This is a genomic window from Devosia sp. Micro-HW1 (assembly GCF_056341075.1).
In genome coordinates this window covers 2,549,216-2,575,318 of the sequence record NZ_CP094375.1, presented here as the reverse complement: position 1 = coordinate 2,575,318, position 26,103 = coordinate 2,549,216, and the positions used below count along the sequence as shown (strand labels likewise).

The window sequence follows — 26,103 nt, the reverse complement described above, 5'->3', positions numbered from 1 at the left end:
GAGTAGACCAGATCGTCGTGACCGGGCAAGCGCAAGCCATCATTCTGGGTATTGAAACCAGCTGCGACGAAACCGCCGCCGCCATTGTCGTGCGGGATCAATCGGGTCACGGCACAATTCGTTCCAATGTGGTGCGCTCCCAGCTTGACGAGCATGCGGCCTTTGGCGGCGTTGTGCCCGAACTGGCGGCGCGCGCCCATGTCGAATGGCTCGACCACATCATCGCCCAGGCGGTGGATGAAGCGGGTATCGCGCTCGAGGATGTCGACGCCATTGCCGCCACGGCAGGTCCGGGGCTGATCGGCGGCGTGCTGGTGGGCCTCACCACGGCCAAGGCACTGGCCGCCTCGCTGGGCAAGCAGCTCATCGCCGTCAATCACCTCGAGGGCCATGCGCTGACGGCGCGGCTGACCGATTTCGTGGAATTCCCCTATCTGATGCTGCTGGTTTCGGGTGGACATAGCCAGTTCGTGCTGGTGCGCGGCGTGGGGCATTACGAGCGCTGGGGCGGCACCATTGACGACGCCCTGGGCGAGGCGTTCGACAAGGTGGCAAAGCTCTTGTCCCTTGGGCATCCGGGCGGGCCGGCAGTGGAGCGGATCGCCCGCGAGGGCGACGCAAAGCGGTTTAAATTCCCGCGCCCGCTGCTGCGGGAGCAGCGGCTGGATTTTTCCTTTTCCGGCCTCAAGACGGCAGTTCGCCTGCAGGCAGAGGCACTGGCGCCGCTGACCGACCAGGATGTGGCCGACATTGCCGCAGGCTTCCAGGCGGCCGTGACCGAGATCGTCGCAACCCGCTCGCGCCAGGCGCTGGAGCGGTTCAAGTCCGAATTGCCCGAGGCACGGCCGCAACTGGTAGTGGCGGGCGGCGTTGCTGCCAACAAGGCCATCGCGGCGGCACTGGCCGCGGTCGTGGCCGAGACGGGTGCGCGGCTTGTGGTGCCGCCCATTGCCCTTTGTACCGACAATGGCGCCATGGTGGCCTGGGCCGGTGCCGAACGGCTGGCGCTGGGCGCCAATGACGCGCTGGACGTTGCGGCGCGGCCGCGCTGGCCACTCGATACGCCCGACATGAGGGTTTCCGATGATGCCGTTTGACAGCGTCGCGGTGATTGGCGGGGGTGCCTGGGGCACGGCCCTGGCGCAGGCCGCCGCCATGGCCGGGCGTCCGACCACTCTGGTGGTCCGCACTTCGGCACAGGCCGACGCTATCAATGCCAGTCGCAGAAATGAAGCGGCCCTGCCCGGGCAGGCGCTGTTGCCGGGTCTTACCGCGGTGTCGCGCTTTGGCGGTGCCGACATCGTGGTCCTGGCTGTCCCGGCGCAGGCCACCCGCACCCTGCTGTCGGGGCTCGATCCCGCGCTTCTCGCCGGTCGGCCCGTCGTGCTCTCGGCCAAGGGCCTTGAGGCCGGCACCCTGGCGCGACAGAGCGAAATCCTCGCCGACATGGCGCCCGAGGCCATCGGCTACGTTCTCTCGGGCCCCAGCTTTGCCGCCGACGTCGCGGCAGGACGCCCCACCGCGGTCACCCTGGCCGGAGACGATGCCAGCCTGACCTCGGACCTGGCGACGGCGCTGGCCGGCCCCACCTTCCGCCCCTATGCGGCGGATGACCGGATCGGCGTCGAGATCGCGGGGGCACTGAAGAATGTCTATGCGCTGGCCTGTGGTGCGGTCGAGGGCGCGGATCTGGGAGCTTCGGCGCGCTCGGCCCTGATCGCGCGGGGCTATGCGGAAATGGCACGCATGGTAACGGCCATGGGCGGCTCGGCCCATACGCTGACAGGCCTCGCCGGGCTGGGCGACCTCACGCTGACCTGCACGTCAGTACAGTCGCGAAATTACCAGTTCGGCATGGCGCTCGGCGCCGGACGCCGCACGGAGGACATTCTGGCATCTGGCGCCAAGCTCGCCGAGGGCGTTGCCACCGCCCCGGTCGCGGCCGCGCTGGCCAGAAGTCTTTCGGTCGATGCACCGCTGATCGAGGCGGTGGATGCCGTGGTTGCCGGCAAGGCCGATATTGCCACTATCGTTGCGGGCCTGATGGCCCGCCCGCTCAAGAGGGAAGCCTGAAATGCTCTATGCCATGATTGCCAAGGATGCGCCCGGGGCGCTGCAGACGCGTCTCGATACCCGTCCGGTGCATCTGGAGCACCTCAAGTCGCTGGGCAACAAACTGGTCTTTGCCGGCGCCCTGCTCAATGCCGAGGAGCAGCCGGAGGGCTCGATCGTGGTGTTCGAGGCCGAAACACTGGCCGAGGCTGAAGCGATGGCCGCAGCCGATCCCTTCGTGCCGGCGGGCGTCTTTGCCAGCTACGAGGTCAAGCGCTGGCGCATCGCCATCAACAATTCGGGCGCGGAGATCTGAGACAATGGCCTATTGGCTGATGAAGTCCGAGCCGGATGTGTTCTCCTTCGATGACCTCGTGGCCAAGACCGGCCGTGGCGAAGTGGAGGAATGGCACGGCGTGCGCAATTATGCGGCGCGCAACAATATGCGGGCCATGTCCGTGGGCGATCAGGCCTTCTTCTACCACTCCAATATCGGCAAGGAGATCGTGGGCATCATGAAAGTGGTGGCCAAGGCGCATCCCGATTCCACTGCCGAGCTCAACGCCAAGGGCGAAGTGGTGTGGGAATGCGTCGACGTGCAGTCGGTCGAGCCATTCAAGCGCCCGGTGACGCTGGCCGAGATCAAGGCCACCGAAGCCCTTTCCGAGCTAGAACTGGTAAAGCTGTCGCGCCTTTCGGTATCCAAGGTTTCGGACGCCGAATGGAAGCTGCTTTGCAAGATGGGTGGCTTGTAAGCGACCCGCAGGGGCAAATCGCTCCGGTGGAGCGATTTGAGCTTACAAGGCCATGAGACCTCAGGTCGAATGGCGGGCAAGCCGCGCTATTCAGCACCGTAAAATCAGCCTAGATTTTCTTCGCGCAGCTCATGCGCTTGGGGGATTTCGAGATGAATTTTCTAGCCGTCAACTGGCTGGCCGTGGTGCTGGCCGCCGTGGCCGCCTATGTCTTTGGGGCCGTGTGGTACATGGCTCTATCGAAACAATGGCTTGCCGCGTTGGGCAAGACCAAGGACCAGCTCCAAGTCGGCTATGCGCCGTTTATCTGGTCCTTTGTCGTCGAGCTAGTCATGGCCTATGTCCTGGCCCAGCTGACGCCGATGGCGATGGGCGAAATCTCGATCGGGAGTGCCGTGCACGTTGCTGTGCTTGTCTGGTTTGGCTTCGTCATCACCACGCTGATCATGAACCATCGCTATGAAGGCATGAAATGGTCGCTGACCGTCATCGACGGCCTGCATGTCCTGGGCGTGCTGGTGATCCAGGGCGTGGTGATCGGGCTTCTAGGCTAGATCGCTGCCGCTCGCCACGGGCGGAACCGTCACCGGTTCCGCTGCCGGCGCATATCTGTTGAGGAGCGGCAGCTGCGTCATGGAGAAGACCACGGTCAGCGGCATGATGGCCCAGACCTTGAACGCCACCCAGAAATCGGTCGGAAAATTGCGCCACACGACTTCGTTGAGCACGGCGAGCACGACGAAAAACAGACCCCAGTTGAGCGTCAGCTTCCACCAGCCCTCGGGCTTGAGCTTGTAGACGTCGCCGAAGACGTATTTCAGCAGCGATTGCCCGAAGACGAGGCCGCCCAGCAGCACCGCGGCAAAGAGGGTGTTGGTGATGGTGGGCTTGACCTTGATGAAGGTGTCGTCCTGCAGCCACAGCGTCAGGCCGCCAAAGACCAGAACCACGACACCGGTGACCAGCGGCATGACCGCGATCTTCTTGAGGATCAGCCAGGAGAGCGCCAGTGACAGGGTCATGGCCGCCATGAACCAGGCCGTCGCGACAAAGATGTCGGCGCGGCCATTCATGATGAAGAAAACGACCAGCGGGCCGATTTCCAGCGCCAGCTTGATGAGCTGGGGACGCAATTCATCCCAGTTGACTTCGGGTTCGGCGGTCTTGTCGGTCATTTTTTGTTCCATCGGCTCAATCTGATGAGTCGAGCCACGCGATGCAAGGGTGCAATACGAGACAAGAGTGGTGAGAATTTGTCGCGGGTGCTGAAGGAAAATGGATTGCCCGGACAAGCCGGGCAATGACGGGACGAGATATCCAGTCCTTCGTCATCACCGGGCTTGTCCCGGTGATCCACCCTCAAATGCTATTCCCTTCCCGCAATCGCCCGCGCAAAATCCCGGGCCTCGAAGGGTTCGAGATCGGCAATGCCTTCGCCCACGCCGATGAAATGCACGGGCAGGCCGAATTTCCGGGCAATGGCGACGAGAATGCCGCCACGCGCGGTGCCGTCGAGCTTGGTCATGACGAGGCCCGTCACCCCGGCGCGCTGGCCGAAGATTTCCACCTGCTTCATGGCGTTCTGGCCGGTCGTGGCGTCGAGCGTCAACAGCGTTGCGTGTGGCGCCTCGGGCTCGACTTTCTTGATGACGCGGATGACCTTTTCGAGCTCGTTCATCAGCTCGTCGCGGTTCTGCAAGCGTCCGGCCGTGTCGATGATGAGGACGTCGCGGCCCTCGGCCCTGGCCTGGGTCACCGCATCGAAGGCGAGGCCCGAGGCATCGGCGCCGGCGGGCCGGGCGATGACGGGCGCGCCGGTGCGCTGGCCCCAGACCTGCAGCTGCTCGATGGCTGCGGCGCGGAACGTGTCGCCGGCCGCCAGCATGACCGACTTGCCCTCGGCGGTGAATTTCTGCGCCAGCTTGCCGATGGTCGTGGTCTTGCCCGATCCATTGACCCCGATCATCAGGATGATGAAGGGCTTTTTCGCCGTATCGATGGTGAGGGGCCGCGCGACCGGGCGAAGGACCTTCTCGACTTCGGCGGCCAGCACCGAGCGCACATCCTCGCCCGAGACGTCGCGATCAAAGCGGTCGCGGCGCAGCGTCTCGGTGATGGCCATGGCGGTGTCGATGCCGAGATCGGCCTGGATCAGGACGTCTTCCAGCTCATCGAGCGTTGCCGCGTCGAGCTTGCGCTTGGTGAAGACCGAGGTGATGGAGGTGGTGAGATTGTCCGACGAGCGTCTGAGGCCCGAGGCAAGGCGCTGGAACCAGCCCTGCTGGGGCGCTGCAGGTTCCGGCACGACGGGTGCGGGCGTGATCGCGGTGACTGGAAGAGGGCCCGGGGCGACAGGCGCGGCACTGGCGCGCTGGTCTTCGATCTCCTCGATATAGTCAGGCGTGGTTTCCGGCGGGCCGGGCGGGGGAAGGTCCTCCGGCACGGGCTCGGGCGCGGGCGGCGGCACCGGGTCAGGCTGCGGCTCCGGCTCCAGGGGAATGGCGTCCGGGGTGATCGGGGTTGGCTCGGAGACGGCAGGCTCGGGCGTCGCCGGAACCGGTTCGGCTGCGGGCGTGACCGGTTCGACCGGCGCCTCGGGCAAGGCTTCCGGCGGCGCGGGAACGGGCTCTGGCGCCGGCTGGCTCCGGGGCGCCGGTTCCGGTTGGGTGCCAAACAGGCGCTGGAAGAAGCCGGGTTTCTTTTCAGTCATAGGGGTCCTGCTTCCTTCACGCCGCCGCCAGCAGCGGCTCGCCGGTGAGACCGGTCCTCGACAGGCCGGTCATGCGCATGCTGAGCAGGCGGCCAGGCTCGATCCCGGCAACGTGCACGGGAATATACTGTTCCGTCCGGCCGATATTGTTGCGTTCCACCAGCACGGTTTCGGTGCCGCCGAGCCTGCTTTGGCACAAGGCGGCCAGCTGACGCGCGCCAGCTTCGCGCAATTCGGTTGTCCGCTTGCGGGCCACTGCCTTGTCGACCTGCGGCATGCGCGCCGCCGGGGTGCCTGGGCGGGGCGAATAGGGGAAGGCGTGGATATAGGTCAGGTTCGCCTCGCTGATGAAGCGCAGCGAATTGGCAAACATCTCGTCTGTTTCGGTGGGGAAGCCGGCGATGATGTCGGCGCCAAAGACCATGTCCGGCCGGAGGCTGCGGAAGCGCTCGACCACGGCCAGGGCGTCGTCCCGCAGGTGGCGCCGTTTCATGCGCTTGAGGATGAGATCGTCGCCCGATTGCAGCGACAGATGCAGATGCGGCATGAAGCGAAGGTCGCTTGCCGCGTCGTAGAGCGCCGGATCGGCCTCGATACTGTCGATGGACGAAATGCGCAGGCGCGGCAGGTCCGGCACATGCCGCAGGATCGCCTGGACGAGCTGCCCGAGCGTGGGGCTGCCGGGCAGGTCCGGGCCATAGGAGGTGATGTCGACGCCGGTCAGCACCACTTCGGAATGGCCGCCGGCAACGAGCTGCCTGATCTGGTCGACGACCAGGCCCATGGGCACCGAGCGGCTGGGGCCGCGGCCAAAGGGAATGATGCAGAAGGTGCAGCGGTGGTCGCAGCCATTCTGCACCTGGACGAAGGCGCGCGTGCGCCCGTCCATCCCCTCGATCAGGTGGCCTGCGGTTTCCCGCACGCTCATGATGTCGTTGACCTGGACCTTGTCGTTGAGCACATGGCCAAAGACCAAGGGACGATAACTGTCGGCCTTGAGCTTGTCCTCATTGCCGATGACGAGGTCGACCTCGTCCATCTCGCCAAAGGCGCGGGCCTCGGTCTGGGCGGCACAGCCGGTGACGATGATGCGGGCCTCGGGATGGTCGCGGCGGGCCTTGCGCACGGCTTGCCTCGCCTGTTTCACCGCCTCCGATGTCACCGCGCAGGTGTTGATGATGATGGCGTTGTCGAGCCCGGCCTTTTCGGCCTCCTTGCGCATCACCTCGCCCTCATAGGCGTTGAGGCGACAGCCGAAGGTCAAGGTCTCGACCGCCATCACGCGGCCTCGCTGCGCGTCCAGGCGCCGGTCACCGGGTCGAGGCGGCCGCGCCATTCGAACTCGGCCGGCCCTGTGAGCGTCACATGGTCGTCGGCAAGCCATTCGACCACGAGGTCGCCGCCGGGCACGGTCACGGTGGCCTTGCGGCCGGTGCGGCGGGTGCGCGCCGCATTGACCAGGGCGGCGCAGGCCGCCGTGCCACAGGCCTCGGTCAGGCCGGCGCCCCGTTCCCAGGTGCGCAGGATGATGCGGTCTGGCGCCACGACATTGGCGATGGAAATATTGGCGCGCTCCGGGAATATCGGATGGTTTTCCAGCATGGGCCCGAAGCGATCGAGCGCATAGGACCAGACGTCGTCCTTGACCCAGAAGGTGGCGTGCGGATTGCCGATCGACATGGCCGAGGGCGAATGCAGGACCGGATCATCGATCGGCCCGATCTGCAATTCGATCTGGCGGGTATCGGCGAATTCCTCGGCCAGGGGTATGTCGTACCAGGCGAATTTGGGCGTACCCATATCCACGGTGATCTGCCCGTCCCCGGCCTCTTCGCCAAACAGGATGCCGGCCACGGTCTCGAAGGTAAAGCGCTGGCGGCCCTGCTCGGCGCTCAGGGTCTGGACGACGCAGCGCATGCCATTGCCGCAGGCCTGGGCGCGGGAGCCGTCGGAATTGATGATCTCGATATAGTTGGCGGTGCCGGGCGTGCGCGGGTCATGAATGGCCATGATCTGGTCGAACCTGGTTTCGGCACGGGCATTGATGGCAATGGCGGCCTCGGGCGTGACGCGGGACGTCGTGCCGCGCAGGTCGGCGACGATGATCTGGTTGCCCAGTCCGTTCATTTTCAAAAAGGGGACGTCGCTCACGGCGCTATTTCCGAAATTCCCAGCTGAAACACAGCCTTGCCGACCTATATGGCGGAACTGGCATCAAATTGCCAGACCGGGCTTGCCGCAAGCCGTTTCCGCCGCGGGCATGGCGCGCGCGATCCTGCTGACAGGAACCGGCGCCGGCCTGTGCGATTGTCCTCACATGAGCCAGAACATGTCACCCCGGATTGCCCAGGCCATCGCCGCCCTGCCGCTGCGGTTCGACCTGCGCGTGCTTGAAGTGGGCTGCGGGCCGGGCGTGGCGGCGCGGGAAATCAGCCGCATGCTGACATCGGGCGCGATCGTCGCCATCGACCGCTCCGCCAAGGCCATCGCGCAGGCGGAAACGGGATCGGCGGCGGAGCTTGCAAGCGGCAGGCTCGAATTCCGGCGGTCCGCCGTGGAGGACTTTGTGCTGGAAAAGGGTGAGGCGCCATTCGATCTGGTCTTTGCCATGCGGGTGGGTGCGCTGGATGGCCGCCATCCCGAGATCGAGACGCTGGCGCTGTCCCGGATCAAGGCGGCGCTAAAACCCGACGGGTTTTTATGCATCGACGACCGGGCGCCGGTGCGGGGCCGGGATATTTCCGGCATTTCTTGACTCCCCTGCCGGTTTCCCCTAAAGCCACCCCGTTCATCAGGCTTTTGCACCTGACCAGCCCACCGGGACCCCATACGGGTACCACGATCCCGGAGGCCAACATCCGCCAGCGCGTTGCGCCCGCGGGTGGGTTTTGCGTTTGCCGCGATGTGCCCCATATCTCATCGGACAAGCCCGAAGAGACAAGGAAAAAAGATGTTTGAGAGCTTAAGCGACCGGCTTGGCAAAATTTTCGATGGTCTTCGCGGACGCGGCGCGCTCAACGCAGCCGATGTCGATGCGGCCATGCGCGAAATCCGCCGGGCGCTGATCGAAGCCGACGTCAGCCTCGAAGTCGTCCGTGCCTTTGTCGAACAGGTGCGCGAGCGCGCCGTCGGCGCCGAGGTTACCCGCTCGATCACGCCGGGCCAGCAGGTCGTCAAGATCGTCAATGACGAGCTTGTTTCCGTGCTTGGTTCCGATGCCGTCAGCATCGATCTCAATGCCCCGGCGCCGGTGACCCTGCTCATGGTCGGTCTGCAGGGTTCGGGCAAGACCACGACCACCGCCAAGATCGCCAAGCGCCTGAAGGACAAGCAGCGCAAGAAGGTGCTGCTCGCTTCGCTCGATACCCGCCGCCCCGCTGCCATGGAGCAGCTGCGCGTGCTCGGCGAACAGGTGGGCGTCGATACGCTCCCCATCGTTATGTCAGAAACGCCGGTCGAGATTGCCCGCCGCGCCGAGCGCGAAGGGCGTCTGGGTGGCTATGACGTGCTCATCCTCGACACCGCCGGCCGCACCCATATCGACGAAGAGCTGATGGCCGAGACGGTCTCCATCAAGGAGATCGCAAAGCCCCACGAAATCCTGCTCGTGGTCGACGCGCTGACCGGCCAGGACGCGATCAATGTCGCGCGCAGCTTCGATACGCGTCTCGACGTGACCGGCATCGTCATGACCCGTGTCGATGGCGATGGTCGCGGCGGCGCGGCGCTCTCCATGCGCGCTGCCACCGGCAAGCCGATCAAGCTGATCGGTGTGGGCGAAAAGATGGATGCGCTGGAGGATTTCCATCCCAGCCGCATCGCCGACCGGATCCTGGGCATGGGCGATATTGTCTCGCTCGTGGAAAAGGCCGCCGAGCATGTCACGGCCGAAGACGCGGCCAAGATGGCCAAGAAGCTCAAGAAGGGCTCCTTCGACCTCGACGACCTGCGCGCCCAGCTCATCCAGATGAAGAAGATGGGCGGCATGGGTGGCCTCATGGGCATGCTCCCCGGCGCGGGCCAGCTCAAGAAGGCCATGGCCGGGGCCAATGTCGACGAAAAGGTCTTCGACCGGCAGATCGCCATCATCAACTCGATGACGAAAAAGGAACGGGAAAACCCGGACCTGCTCAATGCTTCGCGCCGCAAGCGCATTGCCGCCGGCGCTGGCGTCGAAGTCTCGGAAATCAACAAGCTTTCCAAGCAGCACCGCCAGATGGCCGACATGATGAAAAAGGTCGGCAAGGGTGGCATGGGTGCGCTGGGCGGCATGTTCGGCGGCAAGATGGGCCAGATGATGGGCGGCATGCCCGATCTCTCGAAGATGGACCCCAAGCAGCTCGAACAGATGGCCCGCCAGGCCGGCATCAATCCCGAGCAATTGAAGGGCCTGCCCTCGGCCGACCTTCCTGCGCAGAAGGCGCTGCCCAGCGACGTCAATGCGCTTCTGAAATCCTCCGGTCCTCCGGCTCTGCCCGGTCTTGGCGGAGCGCCCCGTTTCCCCGGCCTTCCCGGCCTGGGCAAGAAGAAATAACCCGAATTCAACAACTCGACTTAAACTGACAGGACTGCAAAATGGCTCTCAAGATCCGCCTTGCCCGCGCCGGCACCAAGAAGCGCCCCTTCTACCACATCGTCATCGCCGACGCCCGTTCGCCGCGTGACGGCCGCTTCATCGAGAAGCTGGGCACCTTCAACCCGCTGCTGGCCAAGGATGCCGAGAACCGCGTCGTGCTCGACACCGAGCGCGCCAAGCACTGGCTGTCGCATGGCGCCCAGCCGACCGATCGTGTCGAGCGTTTCCTCGACGCTGCCGGCCTCGTCAAGCGCGAAGCCCGCAACAACCCGAACAAGGGTGTCCCGGGCGACAAGGCCAAGGAACGCGCCGAAGAGAAGGCCGCCAAGGCCGCTGCCGCCGCTGAAGGCGCTGCCGAGTAAGATTGGCGATCGCCAAGTGAAAAGCCCCGGTGGAGACACCGGGGCTTTTTGTTATGTGTCAATGTCGTTGCTCATCGTCATTGCCCGGCTCGTCCGGGCAATCCATGGACCACCGGGACAAGCCCGGTGGTGACGAAAGAGAGCAGGGGCCAGTGAGCGCCTACTGCTTCAGCTTGGCCAGAATGGCCGCGCCCATTTCTTCGGTGCCGACGGTCTTGCAATTGGCCTGGGCGATGTCGCCGGTGCGCAGGCCATCGCTCAGAACGGCGGAGATGGCGCCTTCGACCTGGTTGGCCAGCTCGCCCATGTTGAACGAATAGCGCAGCGCCATGGCGAAGGACGCGATCATGGCGATGGGGTTGGCAATGCCCTTGCCGGCAATGTCGGGGGCCGAGCCGTGGACGGGCTCGTAGAAGGCCTTGCGCTTGCCGGTGACCGGATCGGGCGCACCGAGCGAGGCGGAGGGCAGCATGCCGAGCGAGCCAGTCAGCATGGCCGCAACGTCGGACAGGATGTCGCCGAAGAGGTTGTCGGTGACCATGACGTCGAACTGCTTGGGGGTGCGCACCAGCTGCATGGCGGCGTTGTCGGCGAGGATGTGGTGCAGTTCCACATCGGGATAGTCCTTGGCGACATTCTTGACGACTTCATCCCAGAGCACGCCGGACTTCATGACATTCTTCTTGTCGGCCGAATGGACCTTGGAGCCACGGGTGCGGGCGAGGTCGAAGGCGACGCGGGCAATGCGGTCGATCTCATAGGTCTCGTAGACCTGGGTGTCCACGGCGCGCTTCTGGCCATCCCCGAGATCGGTGATGGTCTTGGGTTCGCCGAAATAGACGCCGCCGGTCAGCTCGCGGACGATGAGGATGTCGAGGCCTTCCACCAGTTCGCGCTTGAGCGAAGAGGCTTCGGCCAGGGCCGGGTAGCAGATGGCGGGGCGCAGGTTCGCGAAGACGGCCAGCTCCTTGCGCAGGCGCAGGAGGGCGGCCTCGGGGCGGTGCTCATAGGGAACATTGTCCCACTTGGGCCCGCCTACAGCGCCGAAGATCACGGCGTCGGCGGCCTTGGCCTTGGCGACGTCCTCATCGGTGATGGCGACGCCATGCGCGTCATAGGCCGCACCGCCAGCCAGGCCGCTATCGGTCGAGAAGTCGGTCAGGCCCTCGGCATTGGTCCAGGCGATGAGCTTTTCCACCTCGACCATGATCTCGGTGCCGATGCCGTCGCCGGGTAGAAGGAAAAGGGAATGGGTGGCCATGGTGGAACTGCTCCTCGCCGTACTGGTGGGTACACCTTGAAATTGGAGCCGACATACAAGGTTTTCGGCCCTTCACGCAAGGACGGCTGAGGCAGAATCGTCCGATGTTGCCCTCTCAACGCGCCGATGGACCTGAGTGCTGCCGCAATGGGCGCAGACTTGCTAGATTGATGCCCTCGATGAAGCCCGGTCTCGCATGACGGCGGCAGATTTCCCGACCGCCGGATTGCCTGGGCAACAGGGGGTCACCATGGGCAAATCCATTCCGATACTGCCGCAGCAGAGGGGCCAGATGTTCGTCACCGATGGCGGCATCGAGACCCACCTCATCTTCAATGTAGGCCACAGCTTTCCCCATTTCACCGTGTTCGAGCTCAATGACAGCGCAGCCGGCCGACAGGTGATGCGGGACTATTACGCGCCCTATGTCGAGATTGCCCGCCGCGCCGGACAGGGCTTCCTGTTCGACACCAATACCTGGCGCGCCAATCCCGACTGGGGCGCGCGGGTTGGTTATGACGCGGCGAGGCTGAGGGCCGTCGACATTGCTGCCGTTCAGCTCTGCCGAGAGGTCGCCGCGGCGTTTGAGGCAGCGGGCGTGCCAACCGTGGTCAGTGGCGCCATGGGTCCGAGGCGCGATGCCTGGCAATATGACGGAGCCATGAGCGTGGACGAGGCGCTGGACTACCACGCCGGGCAGATCGCGGCTTTTGCGGAGGCGGAGGCCGATCTCGTCACCGCACTGACGCTGACCAATGTCCCCGAGGCCATTGGCATAGCCCGCCTGGCCGAGGCAGCGGGGCTGCCCTGCGTGCTCTCCTTCACCCTTGAGACCGATGGCCGCCTGCCCGGCGGTAAGCCGTTGGGAGAGGCGATCGAGGCGGTGGAAGAGGCGACCAATGGCTCACCGGCCTATTACATGATCAATTGCGTCCATCCGATCCATTTTGCCAGCACGATAAGGCATGCCGGCACCTGGGTGGACCGGATTGGCGGCTTGCGCGTCAATGCCTCGATGAAGAGCCATGCCGAACTGGATGAGAGCCCCGTGCTCGATATAGGGGATTGGCAGGATCTGGCGCAGCGCTATCAGCGCCTCTTGCCGCTCTTGCCCAATATCAGGGTGATCGGCGGATGCTGTGGAACCGACCACAGGCACATCGATGCCATCTGCCAAACCTGTCTTCCGGGTGCGCCCTGACCGCCAGCCGATCGGGCGCCTTCAGACAAAACCGTTCCGGTCAAACAGCACCCAGAAGGCGACGACATTGGTGAGGCCGTGGGCCATGCTGGTGTAAAAGACCGAGCCAGTACGCCAGGCGACCCAGGCCCAGAAGAGGCCGAGCGCGAAGGCGCCGCCGACAAGGGGCCAGCGCGCCGCCATCGAAGGTGATGCCGGCGCTCAGCGCCAGCGGCACATGCCAGAGCGTGAAGAGCGCCCATCCAAGCCAGAAGCCCAGGCGCGGGCGATCGCGGAAAGTGCTGAGGAAGCCGCCGCGCCAGGCGATTTCCTCGACCGGGCCGTTGATGGCGGCGATCAGCAGGGCCAGATACATGCCGCTCTGGCTCAGGATCGAGGTATTGGGGACGAAATTGACCGTGGCGACGAGCCCGACCTGGATCACGAGCAGAGGCAGGATCCACCAGTCGCGCCAGGCGAGTTTTTCCGAGAAGAGGCGTCCGTCATTGCCGGCCAGAGCGTGCCAGCCGATGACCGGCAGGCAGAAGAACAGCCAGTAGAAGGTGAGCGAAAAGAGATAGCCGGCGCGGCTATCCCACTGGGTCAGGCCAGGGACGATGAAAAACAGCGCCCCGATGAGGAGCGCTGCATGAGCGATGAGGACAAGCTGCCGGCGGGTCATGTTCTATGCCAGGCGCTTCTGGAAGAAGATGCGGCGCGATCCGGAAGGGTGGTTTTCGATGGTGCCGAATTCGACGAAGCCGAGACTGCGGTAGAAGTCCGGCGCCTGGAAGGCGAATGTGTCGAGCCACATGCCCCCCAGGCCCTGCTCGCGGGCCCAGTCCTCGGCCTTTTGCATCAGCATCCTGCCCCATCCCTGGCCGCGCAATTCGGCGGCAACCGAGACGAACTGGATGAACATCCAGTCGTAGAGGACATATCCAGTCAACCCGCCCAGGATCGACCCCGCTTCATCCCTGAGAAGGAAGCCATAGTCGCGGTAATTGCCGCCGGGACGTTGGGCCTCGGCGGCGGCGCCCAGGATCCCCACGACCGCCTCGATCTCGGAGGCGCTGGGCGCGTCGATGAATTCGAGGCGGGGCGTGGCGGTCACGAGGTGGCGGCCCCGAGGCGGGCGGTGACTTCGATCTCGATCTTCATGCCTTCCTCGATCATCTGCACGATGAGCATGGAGGCGGCCGGGCGGATGTCCTTGAACACGGGGCCAACGGCAGCCACGACTTCGTCGACCAGGCTCCGGTCGCCGACATAATAGACCACGCGGACGGTGTCCTGGATGGAGGAGCCGGCTTCCCTCAACGCCTTGTCGATAGTGGCGAGGGCATTTTTCGCCTGCTCGCCGACGCTTTCGGGCATGGTCATGGTGGCATAGTCATAGCCGGTCGTGCCGGACACATAGACCGTGTCTTCGTGCCTGACGGCACGGGAATAGCCAAAGGTGGCTTCGAACGGGGAACCGGTGGAGACGCGCTGGACCATCTTGGATCAACTCAGGGTTTTATGAAGGAAATGCCGGGTGAATCCGGGTGGATAGTCGGCGAGGCTGCCGAATTCGGTATAGCCGAGCTTGTGGTAAAAGCCCGGCGCCTGGAAGGAAAAGGTATCGAGCCAGATGCCGGTGCAGCCCGCATCGCGCGCGGCTTTTTCGGCCTCGCCCATCAGTTGTGCGCCATAGCCCTGGCCGCGCAGATGCGCGGGGACATGGAGCAGCTCGACAAACATGCGGCTATAGCCGATGCGGGCCGTGAGGCCGCCCACGGCCTTGCCGGTGGAGGGGTCGCGCAGGGCGATGGCGATGTTGCGGGGCGGACCGAAGCGGTGTCCGGTCTGCTCCCCGTTATAGGCGATGAGGCCTTCGAGAATGACTGCGCGCGTTTCGGGCAGCACATCGGGCTCGAAGACGATCTCCATGGCGCGCCCTAGAGCCAGGGACGCTCGGCGGCCATCTTGCCTTCGAAGGCCGAGATGGACGGGTCGGATTTCAGCGTGCCGGCAATGTCGTCGAGGCCTTCGAGCAGGATCTGCTTGCGGCTCGGGTCGATGTCGAAATGCAGCGTGCCGCCATCGGGACCCTTGATGGTCTGGGCCTCGAGGTCGATCGAGAGCGTGGCATTGGAGCCGCGCTCGGCATCATCGAGCAGAAGTTTCAGCTGCTCCGGGGTGACCACCAGCGGCAGGATGCCGTTCTTGAAGCAGTTGTTGTAGAAAATGTCGGCAAAGCTGGTGGAAATGACGCAGCGGATGCCGAAGTCGAGCAGCGCCCAGGGGGCGTGCTCGCGGCTGGAGCCGCAGCCGAAATTGTCGCCGGCAATGATGATCTGCGCCTGGCGATAGGCGGGCTTGTTGAGGACGAAATCGGGGTTTTCCGAGCCATCCTCATTGTAGCGCATTTCCGAGAACAGCGCGGTGCCGAGGCCGGTGCGCTTGATGGTCTTCAGGTACTGCTTGGGGATGATCATATCGGTGTCGATATTGATGATCGGCAGGGGCGCCGCGACACCGGTCAGGCTTGTGAATTTTTCCATTGGGCTCTGGACCTCACGAGGGCATTTGGCGCTTCCCGGTCGGCACATTCAGACCCAAGCGCGCTGTTGCAAGCGTCATCGCGCGAAAGCGGGGTTTTGGTCAAGGCCAAACCGTACCGAAGCGTACGGTTCCCCTTCTCCCCTTGCGGGAGAAGGTGCCCGAAGGGCGGATGAGGGGTCTGCGATTGTGTCGAAGGCGCGCAGTGCGTGGGGAGAACCCCTCACCCGGTTTGTCCGCTGAACGCGGACGAAACCACCCTCTCCCTCAAGGGGAGAGGGAAGGCGTTGTGATCAACCCGCGAGGCTCTCCCGCGCATTGACCCCCAGCATGATGTTGAGGTTCTGCACGGCGGCCCCCGAGGCGCCCTTGCCCAGATTGTCATAGACCGCCGCGATGACGGCCTGGTTGATTGCGTCGTTGGCAAAGACATGCAGGGTCAGTGTATTGGTGCCGTTATGCGCCTGCGGATCGAGCGCGGCGGTCTTGCCAAGGCTCGGATCGTAGGGTGCGACTTTGACAAAGCTGTCCGGGATGGCGGCATAGAAATCGCTCAGGGCCTCGTGCAGCTGCTTGCCGGTGGGAATTTCGGCCGACATGTCGGTGTGAAGGGGCAGCGAGGTCGACATGCCCTGGGCAAAATTGCCGACCACCGGTTCGAACAGCGGGGCGCGGCCGAGCTTGGCGTAATGGGCCATTTCCGGCAGGTGCTTGTGCGCGAAGGTCAGGGCATAGGGCATATACTGGCTGGCCTTGTCGCCCTCAGCCTCATAATCCTCGATCATCTGTCGTCCGCCGCCGGAATAGCCGGAAACGCCGTGATAGGAGAGTGGATAATCGCCGGGCAGCAGCCGCGCCTCGACCAGCGGGCGGGCGGCGGCGATGAGGCCCTGGGGCCAGCAGCCGGGATTGGCCACGTAGCGCGCCCTGGCGATCTCGTCGGTCTGGTCGACAGCCATTTCGGCAAAGCCATAGGCCCAGCCATCGGCGACGCGATGGGCGGTCGAAGCGTCGATGACGCGGGTCGTATCGTTCTCGATCAGGCGCACGCTTTCCCTGGCGGCGTCATCGGGGAGGCACAGGATGGCGACATCGGCGGCATTGAGCAGGCGCTTGCGCTCGTCCTGATCCTTGCGCTTGTCGTGGGCAATGGAGAGGACTTCGAGGTCGTGGCGACCGGCCAGGCGCTCGCGGATCTGCAGACCCGTGGTTCCGGCTTCACCATCGATGAAAATCTTCGCGACCATTGTTCCCTTGCCTCCTTTGTGCGGCGGGCTCGTAAATGGGGCCGGCCGGCCCGCTCGTCAAGACATTAGCGTCTGGGGCGAAAGAGGGTTCCCGGTGGCGGGATTGTCATTGCCCGGCACGGGTGGCAAAGATCGGTTCAATAGCATCCGCCGGAGACAGAGAGATGACCACGCCGCACAATCACGCCAAGCCAAGTGACTATGCCGAGGCGGTGCTGCTGCCGGGCGATCCGCTGCGGGCCAAGTGGATTGCCGAGACGTTTTTCGAGGCACCCAAACTGGTCAATTCGGTGCGCAATTGCCTGGGCTATACCGGCACCTGGAAGGGCAAGCCGGTCTCGGTGCAGGCGAGCGGCATGGGCCAGCCGTCGCTGGCCATCTATGTGCATGAGTTGATCAATGTCTATGGCGCCCAATCGCTGATCCGCGTCGGCACCTGTGGCGGGCTCAATGCCAAGGTCAAGGTGCGCGATGTCATATTGGCGCAGGGCGCCTCGACGGATTCGTCCATTGTGAAAGGCCGGTTCGGCGCCTTCAATTTTGCGCCCATCGCCGATTTTGGCCTCTTGCGCTCGGCGGCCGACAAGGCCGATGCGAAGGGGCTGAAATATCACGCCGGCAATATGCTCTCGTCCGATATTTTCTATCATGCCGACGGCTTTGCCGGTTACGACAAGCTGCCCGAGCATGGGGTGATCGGGGTCGAGATGGAGGCCGCGGCGCTCTATACGCTGGCGGCGCGGTTCGGGGTGAAAGCGCTGACCATCTGCACCATGACCGATTGCCTCATCACCCATGAAGAGATCGATGCCGAGGCGCGGCAGACGTCCCTGAAGGATATGGTGGAGCTGGCGCTCGACGTCGCGGTCGACGCATGAGCATTGCCGATCGCCTGGCCGGGGCCCTGGACCGGCGGGATGAACAGCCCAATATTGAGCTGGCCGAAGCGATCTTTGCGGGCAAGGATCGCGCCGCGGTGGGCGAGCTGGTGGAGCTGGTGCGCTCGGGCACGGCGCGGCAGCGCAATGACGCGATGAAAGTGCTCTATGAGGTGGGCGCGCGCGACCCCGAACTGATCGGCGGGCATTGTCCCGTATTCCTTGAAGCGCTGGGCAGCAGCACCAATCGGCAGGTCTGGGGCGCGATGAGCGCGCTCGATTCCCTCGCCGAAGTGCGGGCGAGGGAGATTGCGGCGGAACTGCCCAAGATTATCGCGGCGGCGGATCGGGGTTCGGTCATTGCCAAGGATCGCTGCAATTCCTTGCTGACCAAGCTGGCCAAGGCCGGCTATGCCGACAAGGCGGTGCCGATCATCGTCAATCGCCTCAGAAATGCGGCGCCGAACCAGTTTCCCACCTATGCCGAGCAAGCGGCGAGCGTGGTGACGCCGGAGGAAAAGCCGGGGCTGATCGCCACCATTGTCGAGCGATTGGCCGGTATCACCCAGAAAGCCAAGCGCGAGCGGATGGAAAAGCTGCTGGCCAAGCTCAACGGTTAGCTAAGAAGGAGGCCGGTTTGGCCATAGTCGCATTCGTGCTGGTGGCGCTGGTGGCGCTTATCCATATCTATATCGTGCTGCTCGAAATGGTGTGGTGGACCACGCCCCGGGCCCACAAGGCTTTTGGCCTGACGCCCGAATTTGCCGAGCAGACCAAGGTGCTGGCGGGCAATCAGGGGCTTTATAACGGCTTTCTCGTTGCCGGCCTGATCTGGGGCCTCGTGCATCCCGACCCGGCCTTTGCCTGGCAGATCCAGCTGTTCTTCCTCGCCTGCGTGGCGGTGGCCGGGCTCTATGGCGCCGCGACGGCGTCAAGGAAGATCCTGTTCGTGCAGACGGTGCCGGCAGTGCTGGCGATCATTGCGGTGGTGCTGAGGTGATACCCCCACCCTAGCTCTGCTACGGCCCCTAGGGCCGAGCGACGCTACCCTCCCCACAAGGGGGAGGGAGGGAATGAACACTGGCATTCGCGCCTGCGCCTTCCTCCCCTCGATGGGGAGGGATTGAGGGTGGGGTGACTTGTAGAGAAACCTACTGCGCCAGCGCACCGAGCACACGCACCCACGAGCGAATCCCGCGGTGGTAGCTTTCGAGGTCGTATTTCTCGTTGGGCGAGTGGATCTGGTCGTCGATATGGGCAAAGCCGATCAGCAGCGTGTCGAGGCCGAGGATCTTCTTGAATTCGCCGACGACAGGGATTGAACCGCCGGCGCCTGTTATGACCGCCTGCTTGTTCCATTCGGCGGTGAGGCCGGACAGGGCCTGGCGCAAAAATTCGCCATCTGATGGCACGGTGATGGCCGGCGAGCCGCCATGGGCGGTGAATTTTACCGTGCAATCGGGCGGCAGCATGTTCTCGACATGGGCGCGGAAGGCGGCGCGGATTTTTTCGGGCTGCATGCCCGAGACGAGGCGGAAGGAAATCTTGGCCGATGCCTTGGAGGGGATGACGGTTTTAAAACCGTCGCCGGTATAACCGCCGCTCATGCCGTTGATCTCGCAGGTCGGGCGGGCCCAGAGCATTTCGAGCACCGAGCGGCCCGCCTCGCCGGCCGGGGTGTTGAGGCCCACATCGCCGAGGAAGGCCTTGTCGTCAAAGCCGAGGCCGGCCCACTGGGCTTTGAGTTCGGGCGAGATTTCGGCAACGTCATCGTAAAAGCCGGGCAGGGTGACCGAGCCATCGGGGGCGCGGAGGCTAGCGATGATTTCGGCGACCACCTGATTGGGGTTGCGCGCGGCATTGCCGAACATGCCGGAATGGAGGTCGAGGCTGGCCGCCGTCACCTCGATCTCGTCGGCCACGAGGCCGCGCAGCATGGTGGTGATCGAGGGCGTCTGGCGATCCCACATGTCGGTGTCGCAGACCAGCGCAATGTCGGCTTTCAGCTCGGCGGCATTGTCCTGCATGAAGGGCGGCAGGTTCTTGCCGCCGCTTTCCTCCTCGCCTTCGAGCATCAGCGAGACGCGGATGGGCAGCGATCCGGTGGCGGCCTTCCAGGCGCGGCAGGCCTCGATGAAGGTCAGCATCTGCCCCTTGTCGTCGGAGGCGCCGCGCGCCACGATGACTTTCCGACCGTCCTTTTCGACGATCTGCGGATCGAAGGGATCGGTATGCCAGAGGTTGAGCGGATCGACCGGCTGCACGTCATAATGGGCGTAGAACAGCACATGCGGGCCGGGCTGTTCGGGACCATGGGCAACGACCACGGGATGGCCGGGCGTGGGGCGGGCCGAAGCGTCAAAGCCCAGGGCATTGAGTTCGGCGGCGATCCAGTCGGCGGCCTTCTGACACTCAGCCGCATAGGCCGGGTCGGTGGAGATCGACTTGATGCGCAAAAGGTGAAACAGACGCTCAAGGCTCTGATCGAGCCCCGAATCGACCTCTGCAAGCACGGCGTCGATGGTTGCGGGGCTGGTCATGGCATTATTCCTTGGGTATCGAATCCGTCAAATCGGGTTGGCGCACAATGGCGCGGCGGCCGGCGCACTGTCCAGTCCGTGGCCCTGGTCGTTATTGTCATACTAATGCGCCTGTGATTAGGTCGAACGAACTGCAACGAGATGGAGTGGCAATGGATAGGTCCGGTGGACGCGCACGGCATTCGGGCGACCTCATTGCCGCGCTTTCGGGCCGCAATCCGGCGCGGAACCTGCATTCGGATGTGCTGTGGGAATTGGGCCTCGCCATCGTTTCGGGCACCTATGCCGAAGGGGCAATCCTGCCCTCGGACAGCGAATTGCTCGAGCGCTTCGGCGTGTCGCGCACGGTGCTGCGCGAGGCGCTCAAGACCCTTGCCGCCAAGGGGCTGATCGAGGCGCGGGCGCGCATCGGCACCCGCGTCCTGCCGCGCAACCGCTGGAACCTGTTCGATGCCGACGTTCTGGCCTGGTTCTTCGAGCTGGGTCCCGATGTCTCCTTCCTCAGGAGCCTGGCCGAGGTGCGCATCGGCATCGAAATCGAAGCGGCGGCCCTGGCGGCGGAACGCTGCGGGCCGGAAGAGGCCGCGGCGCTGATCGGCTGGGTCGACCGCATGGCCGGCTCGGAAACGCCGGCTGACTTTGCCCGCTACGATCTCGAATTCCACAAGGCGGTGGCCGAGGCCTCGGGCAATCCCTTCATGGCTTCCATCAGCGCGCTGGTGGAAATGGCGCTGACCGCGGCCTTCACCATTTCCTCGCCGGTCAACGACCCGGAAGCCCTGGCGGTAACGGTCGGCGTGCATCGGCGCATCGCGGAGGCCATTCGTGACGGCGATCCGGCCGCGGCGCGCCTCGCCATGCGGGACGCCATCTCGCAGGGCTTTGATCGCGCTGCCGGTCGCATGGAAGCGCCTCCGGCCTGAAAGCTGAGCGGGTCTGATGCCGAACCAGTCGTCGCCGCTGATTGCTCCAGTGCTCCATGCGCTGTGCGTGGGCAAGGCCTGGCTCGAGCCGCCGGCCGTTGAATTGCGGGCTATGACGTCCTTCTGGGCGCCCACTTTTCCTTAGCGCCGTCGCCTGTGTGACCGCCGCCCTACAGGCCTGGGGCTCCTGCACAGCCATGTGACAGTCCGACGGGCGCGGCATGACCTAGCTGCATGGCTCCCATGCAACAACTTTTCCATCTAGGCGGCGTTGCGAGTTTGCCCAAGAACGGGGCGATTTTTGCATGGGTACCGAACTTGACGCGTCATAACGACAGCCTCCCAAATCGCCGTTCTGTTCTGGTGGGGGTAGGGTTCTTTCTCTTTCTTGCGTCCACGACATCGCTGACACGTCCCCTCCTGGCTCAGGAAGCCACGGAATTCGCCTTCGATTTCGACAGCTTCAGCGCCCGCCTCAAGGCCATGGCCAGCCAGCCGCACGTGCCGGTCTCGATCGAGATGCCGGCGGCGTTCCAGAACCTGGATTATGATGCCTACAGGTTCATCCAGTATCGGGGCGATGCCAGCAAATGGGCTGACAGCCCGGCCGGTTATCGCCTGCAGGCCTTCCATCCGGGCTGGCTCTACAACGAGCCCGTCAAGGTCTACGAAATCGACGGGGGTACAGCCCGCCCGGTGGATTTCGGGCCTGCCGACTTCACCTATCACGATCAGGCCGTTGGCGCGGCTGCCGCTGCGGAGCCGTTTCCGGGCGTGGCCGGGTTGCGCGTGAACTATCCGCTCAACCGGCCCGAGTCCCTGGACGAACTGGTGACTTTCCTCGGCGCGAGCTATTTCCGGGCGCTGGGTCGCGACAACATCTATGGCGCCAGCGCACGCGGTCTGGCGCTCAATTCGTGGATCGACGTTCCCGAGGAGTTTCCGCGCTTTTCCGAGATCTATGTCGAAAAGCCGGCGGAGAATGGACCATTGGTCGTCTATGCCGCGCTCGAAAGCCCCAGCGTCACCGGTGCCTATCGCTTTGTCATCACCCCTGCCAGCGATGCGGCACAGGAAAGCGTGATGGATGTCACCGCGCGTCTCTTCTTCCGCACTGATGTCAAGGAACTGGGCATAGCGCCGCTGACCTCGATGTTCCTCTATGCCGAGGCCAATCGTGGCGGTTTTGACGACTACCGGCCGCAGGTCCATGACAGCAACGGGCTTCTGCTCGAGCGGGAAAGCGGCGAAGTCATGTGGCGGGCGCTCAACAACAGCGCCTGGCTGGGCAATTCCTATCTGGCCGAGGCCAATCCCAGGGCTTTCGGGCTCTATCAGCGCGGTCGCGACTTCGAAGCCTATCAGGATGCCGGAGCCCATTACGAGCGGCGGCCCTCGATCCGTGTCGAGCCGGTCGGCGCCTGGGGGCAGGGCATGGTCCGCCTCATCGAAATTCCGGCCAGACTCGAGGCCGACGACAATATCGTGGCCTACTGGATACCGGCCGAGCCGGCGCTGGCCGGGCAGGAGCGCGAGTACAATTATCGCCTGATCTGGGGAAATCTCGATCCCGATGCCAATCCCGACATAGCCTATGTGGCCGAAACGCGCGGCGGCGTGGGGGGTGTCTCGGGCGTCGAGAACGAAGCAAGCCTCAGGAAATTCGTGGTCGACTTCAAGGGCGGTGCACTCGATGCCCTGCCGGCAGGCACGCCCATCGACATCCTGGCGACGGTGGGCGGCGGGACCATGCGCAATTCCGTACTCTCGCGTATCAATGCCAATGGCGCCTGGCGCCTGGTCATGGATGTCGAGGCGGAACCGGGCGCGACGCTCGAGCTGAAGGCCTATCTCGTCGGCCTGGGCCGAAAGCTCACCGAAACCTGGCTCTTTCAGTGGAGGCCGGCGGCATGAATTATCAGACGGATTTTCCCTTGGAGGCCGGTCTCCCTCACGCACCGCTGCACATGCCCAAGCAGCGGCTGGAGCCCAGCCGGACGCTGATGCAGGCCATTCGCGCGACGCTATGGCCATTCGCAGGTCGCTGAACGGCCCCGGCATGTTTCGCACCTCCTTGCTTCGTTGCCTGGCTTTGCTTGCAGCGTCGGGCCTCAGCCTGGCGGGGGCGTGGCTGTTTGTGCGCTTTACCGGAGAGGGTGGGCTGAACCTTCTGGACCTCTTGCGCGCCGCCCTGGTCGCCGTCAGCGGCTTCTGGCTGGTCTGGGGCAGCATGGCGGCGATCTTCGGCGTGTTCTCGCCCGAACGCCGGACGCAGTCCGAAGGGGGGCCGCTTTCATCGCGCATTGTCGTCCTTGTGCCGATCTACAATGAAGACCCGGTCGCCACCTTTTCCCGGATTGCCGCCATGAACCGTAGTCTGGTCGGTCTTGGCGCAGCCGCGCAGGTGCATTTCGCCATCCTGTCCGACACGCAGGCGATGGAGATTGCCGCCGAGGAAGTGGTGCAGTTCGAGCGCTTGCTGCACGAGCCGCAGGCAGAGGGCCGCATTTTCTACCGGCGACGCGAGCGCAATATCGGGCGCAAAGCCGGCAATATCGAGGATTTCGTGTCCCGCTCGGGCGGGGCCTATGATTTTGCGCTGATCCTGGATGCCGACAGCCTGATGGAAGGCGAGACCATCCTCGCCATGGCGCGGCGTCTCGAGGCCGATCCCGAACTGGGCCTGCTTCAGAGCGTGCCCACCATCATCAATGCCCGGACGCTGTTCGGCCGCTCCATTCAGTTTTCGGCGGCCTATCTCTCGCCCACTTTCGCGCGGGGCGCCGCGCAGATGCAGGGACGCGAGGGACCCTATTGGGGCCACAACGCCATGGTGCGCCTGTCGGCCTTCGCCGCCAGTTGCGGTTTGCCCGAGCTCAGCGGAACGCCCCCCTTTGGCGGGCATATTCTCAGCCATGACTATGTCGAGGCGGCCCTCCTGTCCCGCGCCGGCTGGAAGGTCGAGGTCGATCCCTCGCTCCGGGGTTCCTATGAGGAAGCCCCGGACAATCTCATCGAATATGCCAAGCGCGACCGCCGCTGGTGCCAGGGTAATTTGCAGCATGGGCGGCTATTGGCGGCGCCCGGGCTCAAGATCTGGAGCCGCTTCACCTTTGTGCAGGGGATCATGGCCTATCTCGCCTCCCCGCTCTGGCTGCTGCTGATGGTTGCCAGTCTTGCCGGCGCCATACTGCCCAACCTGCCGCCGGTCCTTACCGGCGTCGAGCCCGCGCCCGTTGCCCTCTGGGTGCTGGGTGTGGGCGTGGCCGCGATCCTCGTCGTGCCCAAGCTGATGATCCTGCTGCGCGGCCTGTTCGACGGATGCAACCGGCGCTTTGGCGGCACGCCACTGGCGCTGCTGTCGGTGGTCGGGGAAATCCTGCTGTCGACTATCCTCGCGCCCACGATGCTGCTCATGCAGACCCGTTCGGTGCTGCAGGTCCTCTTGCGGCTTGATGGCGGCTGGCCGGCCACTGAGCGCGGGCAGACCCTGGTGCCGCTGAGCGATGCGCTGCGCGCCAGCTGGTGGATGGTGACGATTGCCACGCTTGCACTGGGCACGATGGTGGTGGTGTCACCCGGGGTGGCGTTGTGGCTGGCGCCGGCCGCACTTCCCGCCATGGTGGCGCCGCTCCTGATCTGGGCTACATCCAGGCCGACGCGCCAGCGGCTGCCGTGGCTGTTCCGCACCGAAATGGAGGCCGCGCCGTCACCGGTCATCCTCGAGCAACGCGCGATCCTGGCGACCTGGGCTGGCGCAGACCCCGCAATTGCAGGTCGCGCCGCGCCGGCCGCGACGAAGAGGCTTTCCCATGTCACTGCCTGACATCGCCTTCCGTTCAACCGCCATGGGCGCCTGGCAGGGCCTCCGCGATGCTCTGGTGCCGCAGTACGCCAGCCGCCAAGGCGTACCTGCGGGACGCGATCCGCGGCTCGACATGTTCCGGGGCCTCGCTCTGGTGATGATCTTCATCAATCACGTGCCGGGCACGCTCTACGAGCACTTCACCAATCGCAATTACGGCTTCTCTGACTCCGCCGAGGCCTTCGTCTTCATGTCCGGCATGGCGGCGGGCCTTGCCTATTCGAGCGGTTTTCGCAGCGGCAGCCTGTGGCTGGCGGTGGCGCGGGTCTGGGCCCGTGCGCGGCAGCTCTACTTCGTGCACATCGCCATTACCATGCTGTGCCTGGCCATCTTTGCGGGGGCGGCGCTGTGGTTCGACATGCCGGTCCTGCTGATGAAGAACAATGTCGAGCCGGTGCTGCGCTATCCGCTGCAATCGCTGATCGGGATCCCGTTGCTCACCCATCAGCTGGGTTATCTCAACATCCTGCCGCTCTACACCGTGCTGCTGCTGGCGGCGCCGGTCTTCATCCTCATCGGCCTCAAGCGCCCCTGGCTGATGCTGACCCTTTCCATTGCCCTCTGGGCCCTGGCCGGACAATTCCGCATCAACCTGCCGAACTTTCCCAATGCGGGCGGCTGGTTCTTCAATCCCCTCTCCTGGCAGATACTGTTTGTCATCGGCTTGCTCTCGGGCATGGCCATGAAGAACGGCTCGAGCTTCATCGGGTATAACCGGGTGCTCTATGCGCTGGCGGCGGTGTTCCTGGTCCTGGTGCTGTTCTGGGTGAAAATCCCCGAACTGGGCGCTGCCGGGCGCGATGTGCTGGCCATGATCGCCGATGCCGGCGCACCCTATTACATTACCTGGTTCGACAAGACCTTCCTGGCCTTGCCGCGGCTCCTTCATGCGCTGGCGCTGTTCTACGTCCTGGGCCACATGCCGCTGATGATGGGCTTTGCACGCTCAGGCCTGGCGTCTCCGCTGCGGGCCATGGGCAGGCAGGGCCTGGCCGTGTTTGCCACGGGCACGGTCATCAGCATTTTCCTGCAGGTGGTGAAAGCGCCCCGCGAACCCGATCCGCTCTTTGACGGGCTCATCCTGGGCGCCGGATTGCTCGTGCTGCTGGGCCTGGCCCTTGTGCTCAACCACACGGTTGCCCTGCGACAGCAAGCGGCCGCAAAGACCCGTCAGGGCTGACGACCTGCTCGTGGCAGGGCGGCCCGCGCG

General features: G+C 64.5%; 29 protein-coding genes and 1 pseudogene. 17 read left to right on the top strand and 13 right to left on the bottom strand.

Features of this window, described 5'->3' with window-relative positions:
- Positions 1-38: 38 nt before the first annotated feature.
- The 5 genes from tsaD to MQW79_RS12285 all read left to right on the top strand — a co-directional run bounded on the left by tsaD (position 39) and on the right by MQW79_RS12285 (position 3,361).
- Positions 39-1,097: a tRNA (adenosine(37)-N6)-threonylcarbamoyltransferase complex transferase subunit TsaD gene (gene tsaD / locus MQW79_RS12305; RefSeq protein WP_476588227.1), complete on the top strand. Its 1,059-nt coding sequence runs from the start codon at positions 39-41 to the stop codon at positions 1,095-1,097.
- Positions 1,084-2,073: an NAD(P)H-dependent glycerol-3-phosphate dehydrogenase gene (locus MQW79_RS12300; RefSeq protein ID WP_476584764.1), complete on the top strand. Its 990-nt coding sequence runs from the start codon at positions 1,084-1,086 to the stop codon at positions 2,071-2,073. The genes tsaD and MQW79_RS12300 overlap by 14 nt, the downstream gene beginning before the upstream one ends.
- A gap of 1 nt (position 2,074) precedes the next feature.
- Positions 2,075-2,368, top strand: a complete 294-nt coding sequence (locus tag MQW79_RS12295) for a YciI family protein (protein ID WP_476584763.1) — start codon at positions 2,075-2,077, stop codon at positions 2,366-2,368.
- A gap of 4 nt (positions 2,369-2,372) precedes the next feature.
- Positions 2,373-2,807, top strand: coding sequence for an EVE domain-containing protein (locus MQW79_RS12290; protein WP_476584762.1), 435 nt, complete (start codon positions 2,373-2,375; stop codon positions 2,805-2,807).
- 152 nt (positions 2,808-2,959) lie between these two features.
- Complete coding sequence (locus MQW79_RS12285; protein ID WP_476584761.1) at positions 2,960-3,361, top strand: DUF1761 domain-containing protein; 402 nt, start codon at positions 2,960-2,962, stop codon at positions 3,359-3,361.
- Here the strand turns inward: MQW79_RS12285 and MQW79_RS12280 are convergent.
- From MQW79_RS12280 to dapF, 4 genes are all read right to left on the bottom strand, one after another.
- Positions 3,353-3,982: a septation protein A gene (locus MQW79_RS12280; protein WP_476584760.1), complete on the bottom strand. Its 630-nt coding sequence runs from the start codon at positions 3,980-3,982 to the stop codon at positions 3,353-3,355. The genes MQW79_RS12285 and MQW79_RS12280 overlap by 9 nt on opposite strands.
- A gap of 191 nt (positions 3,983-4,173) precedes the next feature.
- Positions 4,174-5,517, bottom strand: coding sequence for a signal recognition particle-docking protein FtsY (ftsY, locus tag MQW79_RS12275; protein ID WP_476584759.1), 1,344 nt, complete (start codon positions 5,515-5,517; stop codon positions 4,174-4,176).
- Between the two features lie 16 nt (positions 5,518-5,533).
- Entirely contained in the window at positions 5,534-6,796 is a 1,263-nt protein-coding gene (gene mtaB, locus MQW79_RS12270; RefSeq protein ID WP_476584758.1) for a tRNA (N(6)-L-threonylcarbamoyladenosine(37)-C(2))-methylthiotransferase MtaB, read from the bottom strand.
- Entirely contained in the window at positions 6,796-7,644 is an 849-nt protein-coding gene (gene dapF / locus MQW79_RS12265; protein WP_476588226.1) for a diaminopimelate epimerase, read from the bottom strand. The genes mtaB and dapF overlap by 1 nt, the downstream gene beginning before the upstream one ends.
- Before the next feature lie 202 nt (positions 7,645-7,846).
- Between dapF and MQW79_RS12260 the strand changes: the two genes are divergently transcribed.
- The 3 genes from MQW79_RS12260 to rpsP all read left to right on the top strand — a co-directional run bounded on the left by MQW79_RS12260 (position 7,847) and on the right by rpsP (position 10,455).
- Entirely contained in the window at positions 7,847-8,272 is a 426-nt protein-coding gene (locus tag MQW79_RS12260) for a class I SAM-dependent methyltransferase (RefSeq protein WP_476584757.1), read from the top strand.
- 195 nt (positions 8,273-8,467) lie between these two features.
- Positions 8,468-10,051, top strand: a complete 1,584-nt coding sequence (gene ffh, locus MQW79_RS12255; RefSeq protein WP_476584756.1) for a signal recognition particle protein — start codon at positions 8,468-8,470, stop codon at positions 10,049-10,051.
- 41 nt (positions 10,052-10,092) lie between these two features.
- Positions 10,093-10,455 carry a 30S ribosomal protein S16 gene (gene rpsP / locus MQW79_RS12250; RefSeq protein ID WP_476584755.1) on the top strand — a complete coding sequence of 121 codons (363 nt, stop codon included), beginning with the start codon at positions 10,093-10,095 and terminating at the stop codon, positions 10,453-10,455.
- A 160-nt stretch (positions 10,456-10,615) separates the two neighbouring features.
- On the opposite strand, the gene leuB is transcribed toward rpsP, so the two are convergent.
- Positions 10,616-11,716: a 3-isopropylmalate dehydrogenase gene (leuB, locus tag MQW79_RS12245; protein ID WP_476584754.1), complete on the bottom strand. Its 1,101-nt coding sequence runs from the start codon at positions 11,714-11,716 to the stop codon at positions 10,616-10,618.
- A 250-nt stretch (positions 11,717-11,966) separates the two neighbouring features.
- Between leuB and MQW79_RS12240 the strand changes: the two genes are divergently transcribed.
- On the top strand, positions 11,967-12,917 hold the full coding sequence (locus MQW79_RS12240; protein ID WP_476584753.1) for a homocysteine S-methyltransferase family protein: 951 nt from the start codon (positions 11,967-11,969) through the stop codon (positions 12,915-12,917).
- A 21-nt stretch (positions 12,918-12,938) separates the two neighbouring features.
- Here the strand turns inward: MQW79_RS12240 and MQW79_RS12235 are convergent, their stop codons facing one another.
- From MQW79_RS12235 to argC, 7 genes and pseudogenes are all read right to left on the bottom strand, one after another.
- Positions 12,939-13,100 (bottom strand): CPBP family glutamic-type intramembrane protease, encoded by a 162-nt coding sequence (locus MQW79_RS12235; RefSeq protein ID WP_476584752.1) that lies wholly within the window; start codon positions 13,098-13,100, stop codon positions 12,939-12,941.
- A 37-nt stretch (positions 13,101-13,137) separates the two neighbouring features.
- Positions 13,138-13,272: pseudogene (locus MQW79_RS12230) on the bottom strand (CPBP family glutamic-type intramembrane protease); the annotation flags it as partial.
- Positions 13,273-13,581: 309 nt separating this feature from the next.
- Positions 13,582-14,010: a GNAT family N-acetyltransferase gene (locus MQW79_RS12225; RefSeq protein WP_476584751.1), complete on the bottom strand. Its 429-nt coding sequence runs from the start codon at positions 14,008-14,010 to the stop codon at positions 13,582-13,584.
- Entirely contained in the window at positions 14,007-14,396 is a 390-nt protein-coding gene (locus MQW79_RS12220) for a RidA family protein (protein WP_476584750.1), read from the bottom strand. Before MQW79_RS12220 ends, MQW79_RS12225 begins: the two co-directional genes overlap by 4 nt.
- 6 nt (positions 14,397-14,402) lie before the next feature.
- On the bottom strand, positions 14,403-14,828 hold the full coding sequence (locus MQW79_RS12215) for a GNAT family N-acetyltransferase (RefSeq protein WP_476584749.1): 426 nt from the start codon (positions 14,826-14,828) through the stop codon (positions 14,403-14,405).
- Positions 14,829-14,836: 8 nt separating this feature from the next.
- The gene (gene leuD, locus MQW79_RS12210) at positions 14,837-15,442 is read right to left on the bottom strand and encodes a 3-isopropylmalate dehydratase small subunit (RefSeq protein ID WP_476584748.1); all 606 of its coding nucleotides are present in this window, start codon (positions 15,440-15,442) and stop codon (positions 14,837-14,839) included.
- Between the two features lie 291 nt (positions 15,443-15,733).
- Positions 15,734-16,687, bottom strand: coding sequence for an N-acetyl-gamma-glutamyl-phosphate reductase (gene argC, locus MQW79_RS12205; RefSeq protein WP_476584747.1), 954 nt, complete (start codon positions 16,685-16,687; stop codon positions 15,734-15,736).
- Positions 16,688-16,851: 164 nt separating this feature from the next.
- On the opposite strand from argC, the gene deoD reads away from it, so the two are divergent.
- From deoD to MQW79_RS12190, 3 genes are read left to right on the top strand one after another with little or no spacing between them, the layout of a single operon-like run.
- Positions 16,852-17,565, top strand: coding sequence for a purine-nucleoside phosphorylase (deoD, locus tag MQW79_RS12200; RefSeq protein ID WP_476584746.1), 714 nt, complete (start codon positions 16,852-16,854; stop codon positions 17,563-17,565).
- Complete coding sequence (locus MQW79_RS12195) at positions 17,562-18,185, top strand: hypothetical protein (RefSeq protein ID WP_476584745.1); 624 nt, start codon at positions 17,562-17,564, stop codon at positions 18,183-18,185. Before deoD ends, MQW79_RS12195 begins: the two co-directional genes overlap by 4 nt.
- Before the next feature lie 23 nt (positions 18,186-18,208).
- Complete coding sequence (locus MQW79_RS12190; protein ID WP_476588225.1) at positions 18,209-18,565, top strand: DUF1304 domain-containing protein; 357 nt, start codon at positions 18,209-18,211, stop codon at positions 18,563-18,565.
- 151 nt (positions 18,566-18,716) lie between these two features.
- On the opposite strand, the gene MQW79_RS12185 is transcribed toward MQW79_RS12190, so the two are convergent.
- Positions 18,717-20,105: a M20/M25/M40 family metallo-hydrolase gene (locus tag MQW79_RS12185; RefSeq protein ID WP_476584744.1), complete on the bottom strand. Its 1,389-nt coding sequence runs from the start codon at positions 20,103-20,105 to the stop codon at positions 18,717-18,719.
- A gap of 152 nt (positions 20,106-20,257) precedes the next feature.
- Here MQW79_RS12185 and MQW79_RS12180 point away from each other — a divergent pair, with 152 nt between their 5' ends.
- The 5 genes from MQW79_RS12180 to MQW79_RS12160 all read left to right on the top strand — a co-directional run bounded on the left by MQW79_RS12180 (position 20,258) and on the right by MQW79_RS12160 (position 26,073).
- Positions 20,258-21,028: a FadR/GntR family transcriptional regulator gene (locus MQW79_RS12180; RefSeq protein ID WP_476584743.1), complete on the top strand. Its 771-nt coding sequence runs from the start codon at positions 20,258-20,260 to the stop codon at positions 21,026-21,028.
- Between the two features lie 318 nt (positions 21,029-21,346).
- Positions 21,347-22,942, top strand: coding sequence for an OpgD/OpgG family glucan biosynthesis protein (locus MQW79_RS12175; RefSeq protein ID WP_476584742.1), 1,596 nt, complete (start codon positions 21,347-21,349; stop codon positions 22,940-22,942).
- Positions 22,939-23,076 carry a hypothetical protein gene (locus MQW79_RS12170; protein ID WP_476584741.1) on the top strand — a complete coding sequence of 46 codons (138 nt, stop codon included), beginning with the start codon at positions 22,939-22,941 and terminating at the stop codon, positions 23,074-23,076. Before MQW79_RS12175 ends, MQW79_RS12170 begins: the two co-directional genes overlap by 4 nt.
- 11 nt (positions 23,077-23,087) lie before the next feature.
- Positions 23,088-24,854: a glucans biosynthesis glucosyltransferase MdoH gene (gene mdoH, locus MQW79_RS12165; protein WP_476584740.1), complete on the top strand. Its 1,767-nt coding sequence runs from the start codon at positions 23,088-23,090 to the stop codon at positions 24,852-24,854.
- On the top strand, positions 24,841-26,073 hold the full coding sequence (locus MQW79_RS12160; RefSeq protein ID WP_476584739.1) for an OpgC family protein: 1,233 nt from the start codon (positions 24,841-24,843) through the stop codon (positions 26,071-26,073). The genes mdoH and MQW79_RS12160 overlap by 14 nt, the downstream gene beginning before the upstream one ends.
- The last annotated feature ends 30 nt before the right edge of the window (positions 26,074-26,103 follow it).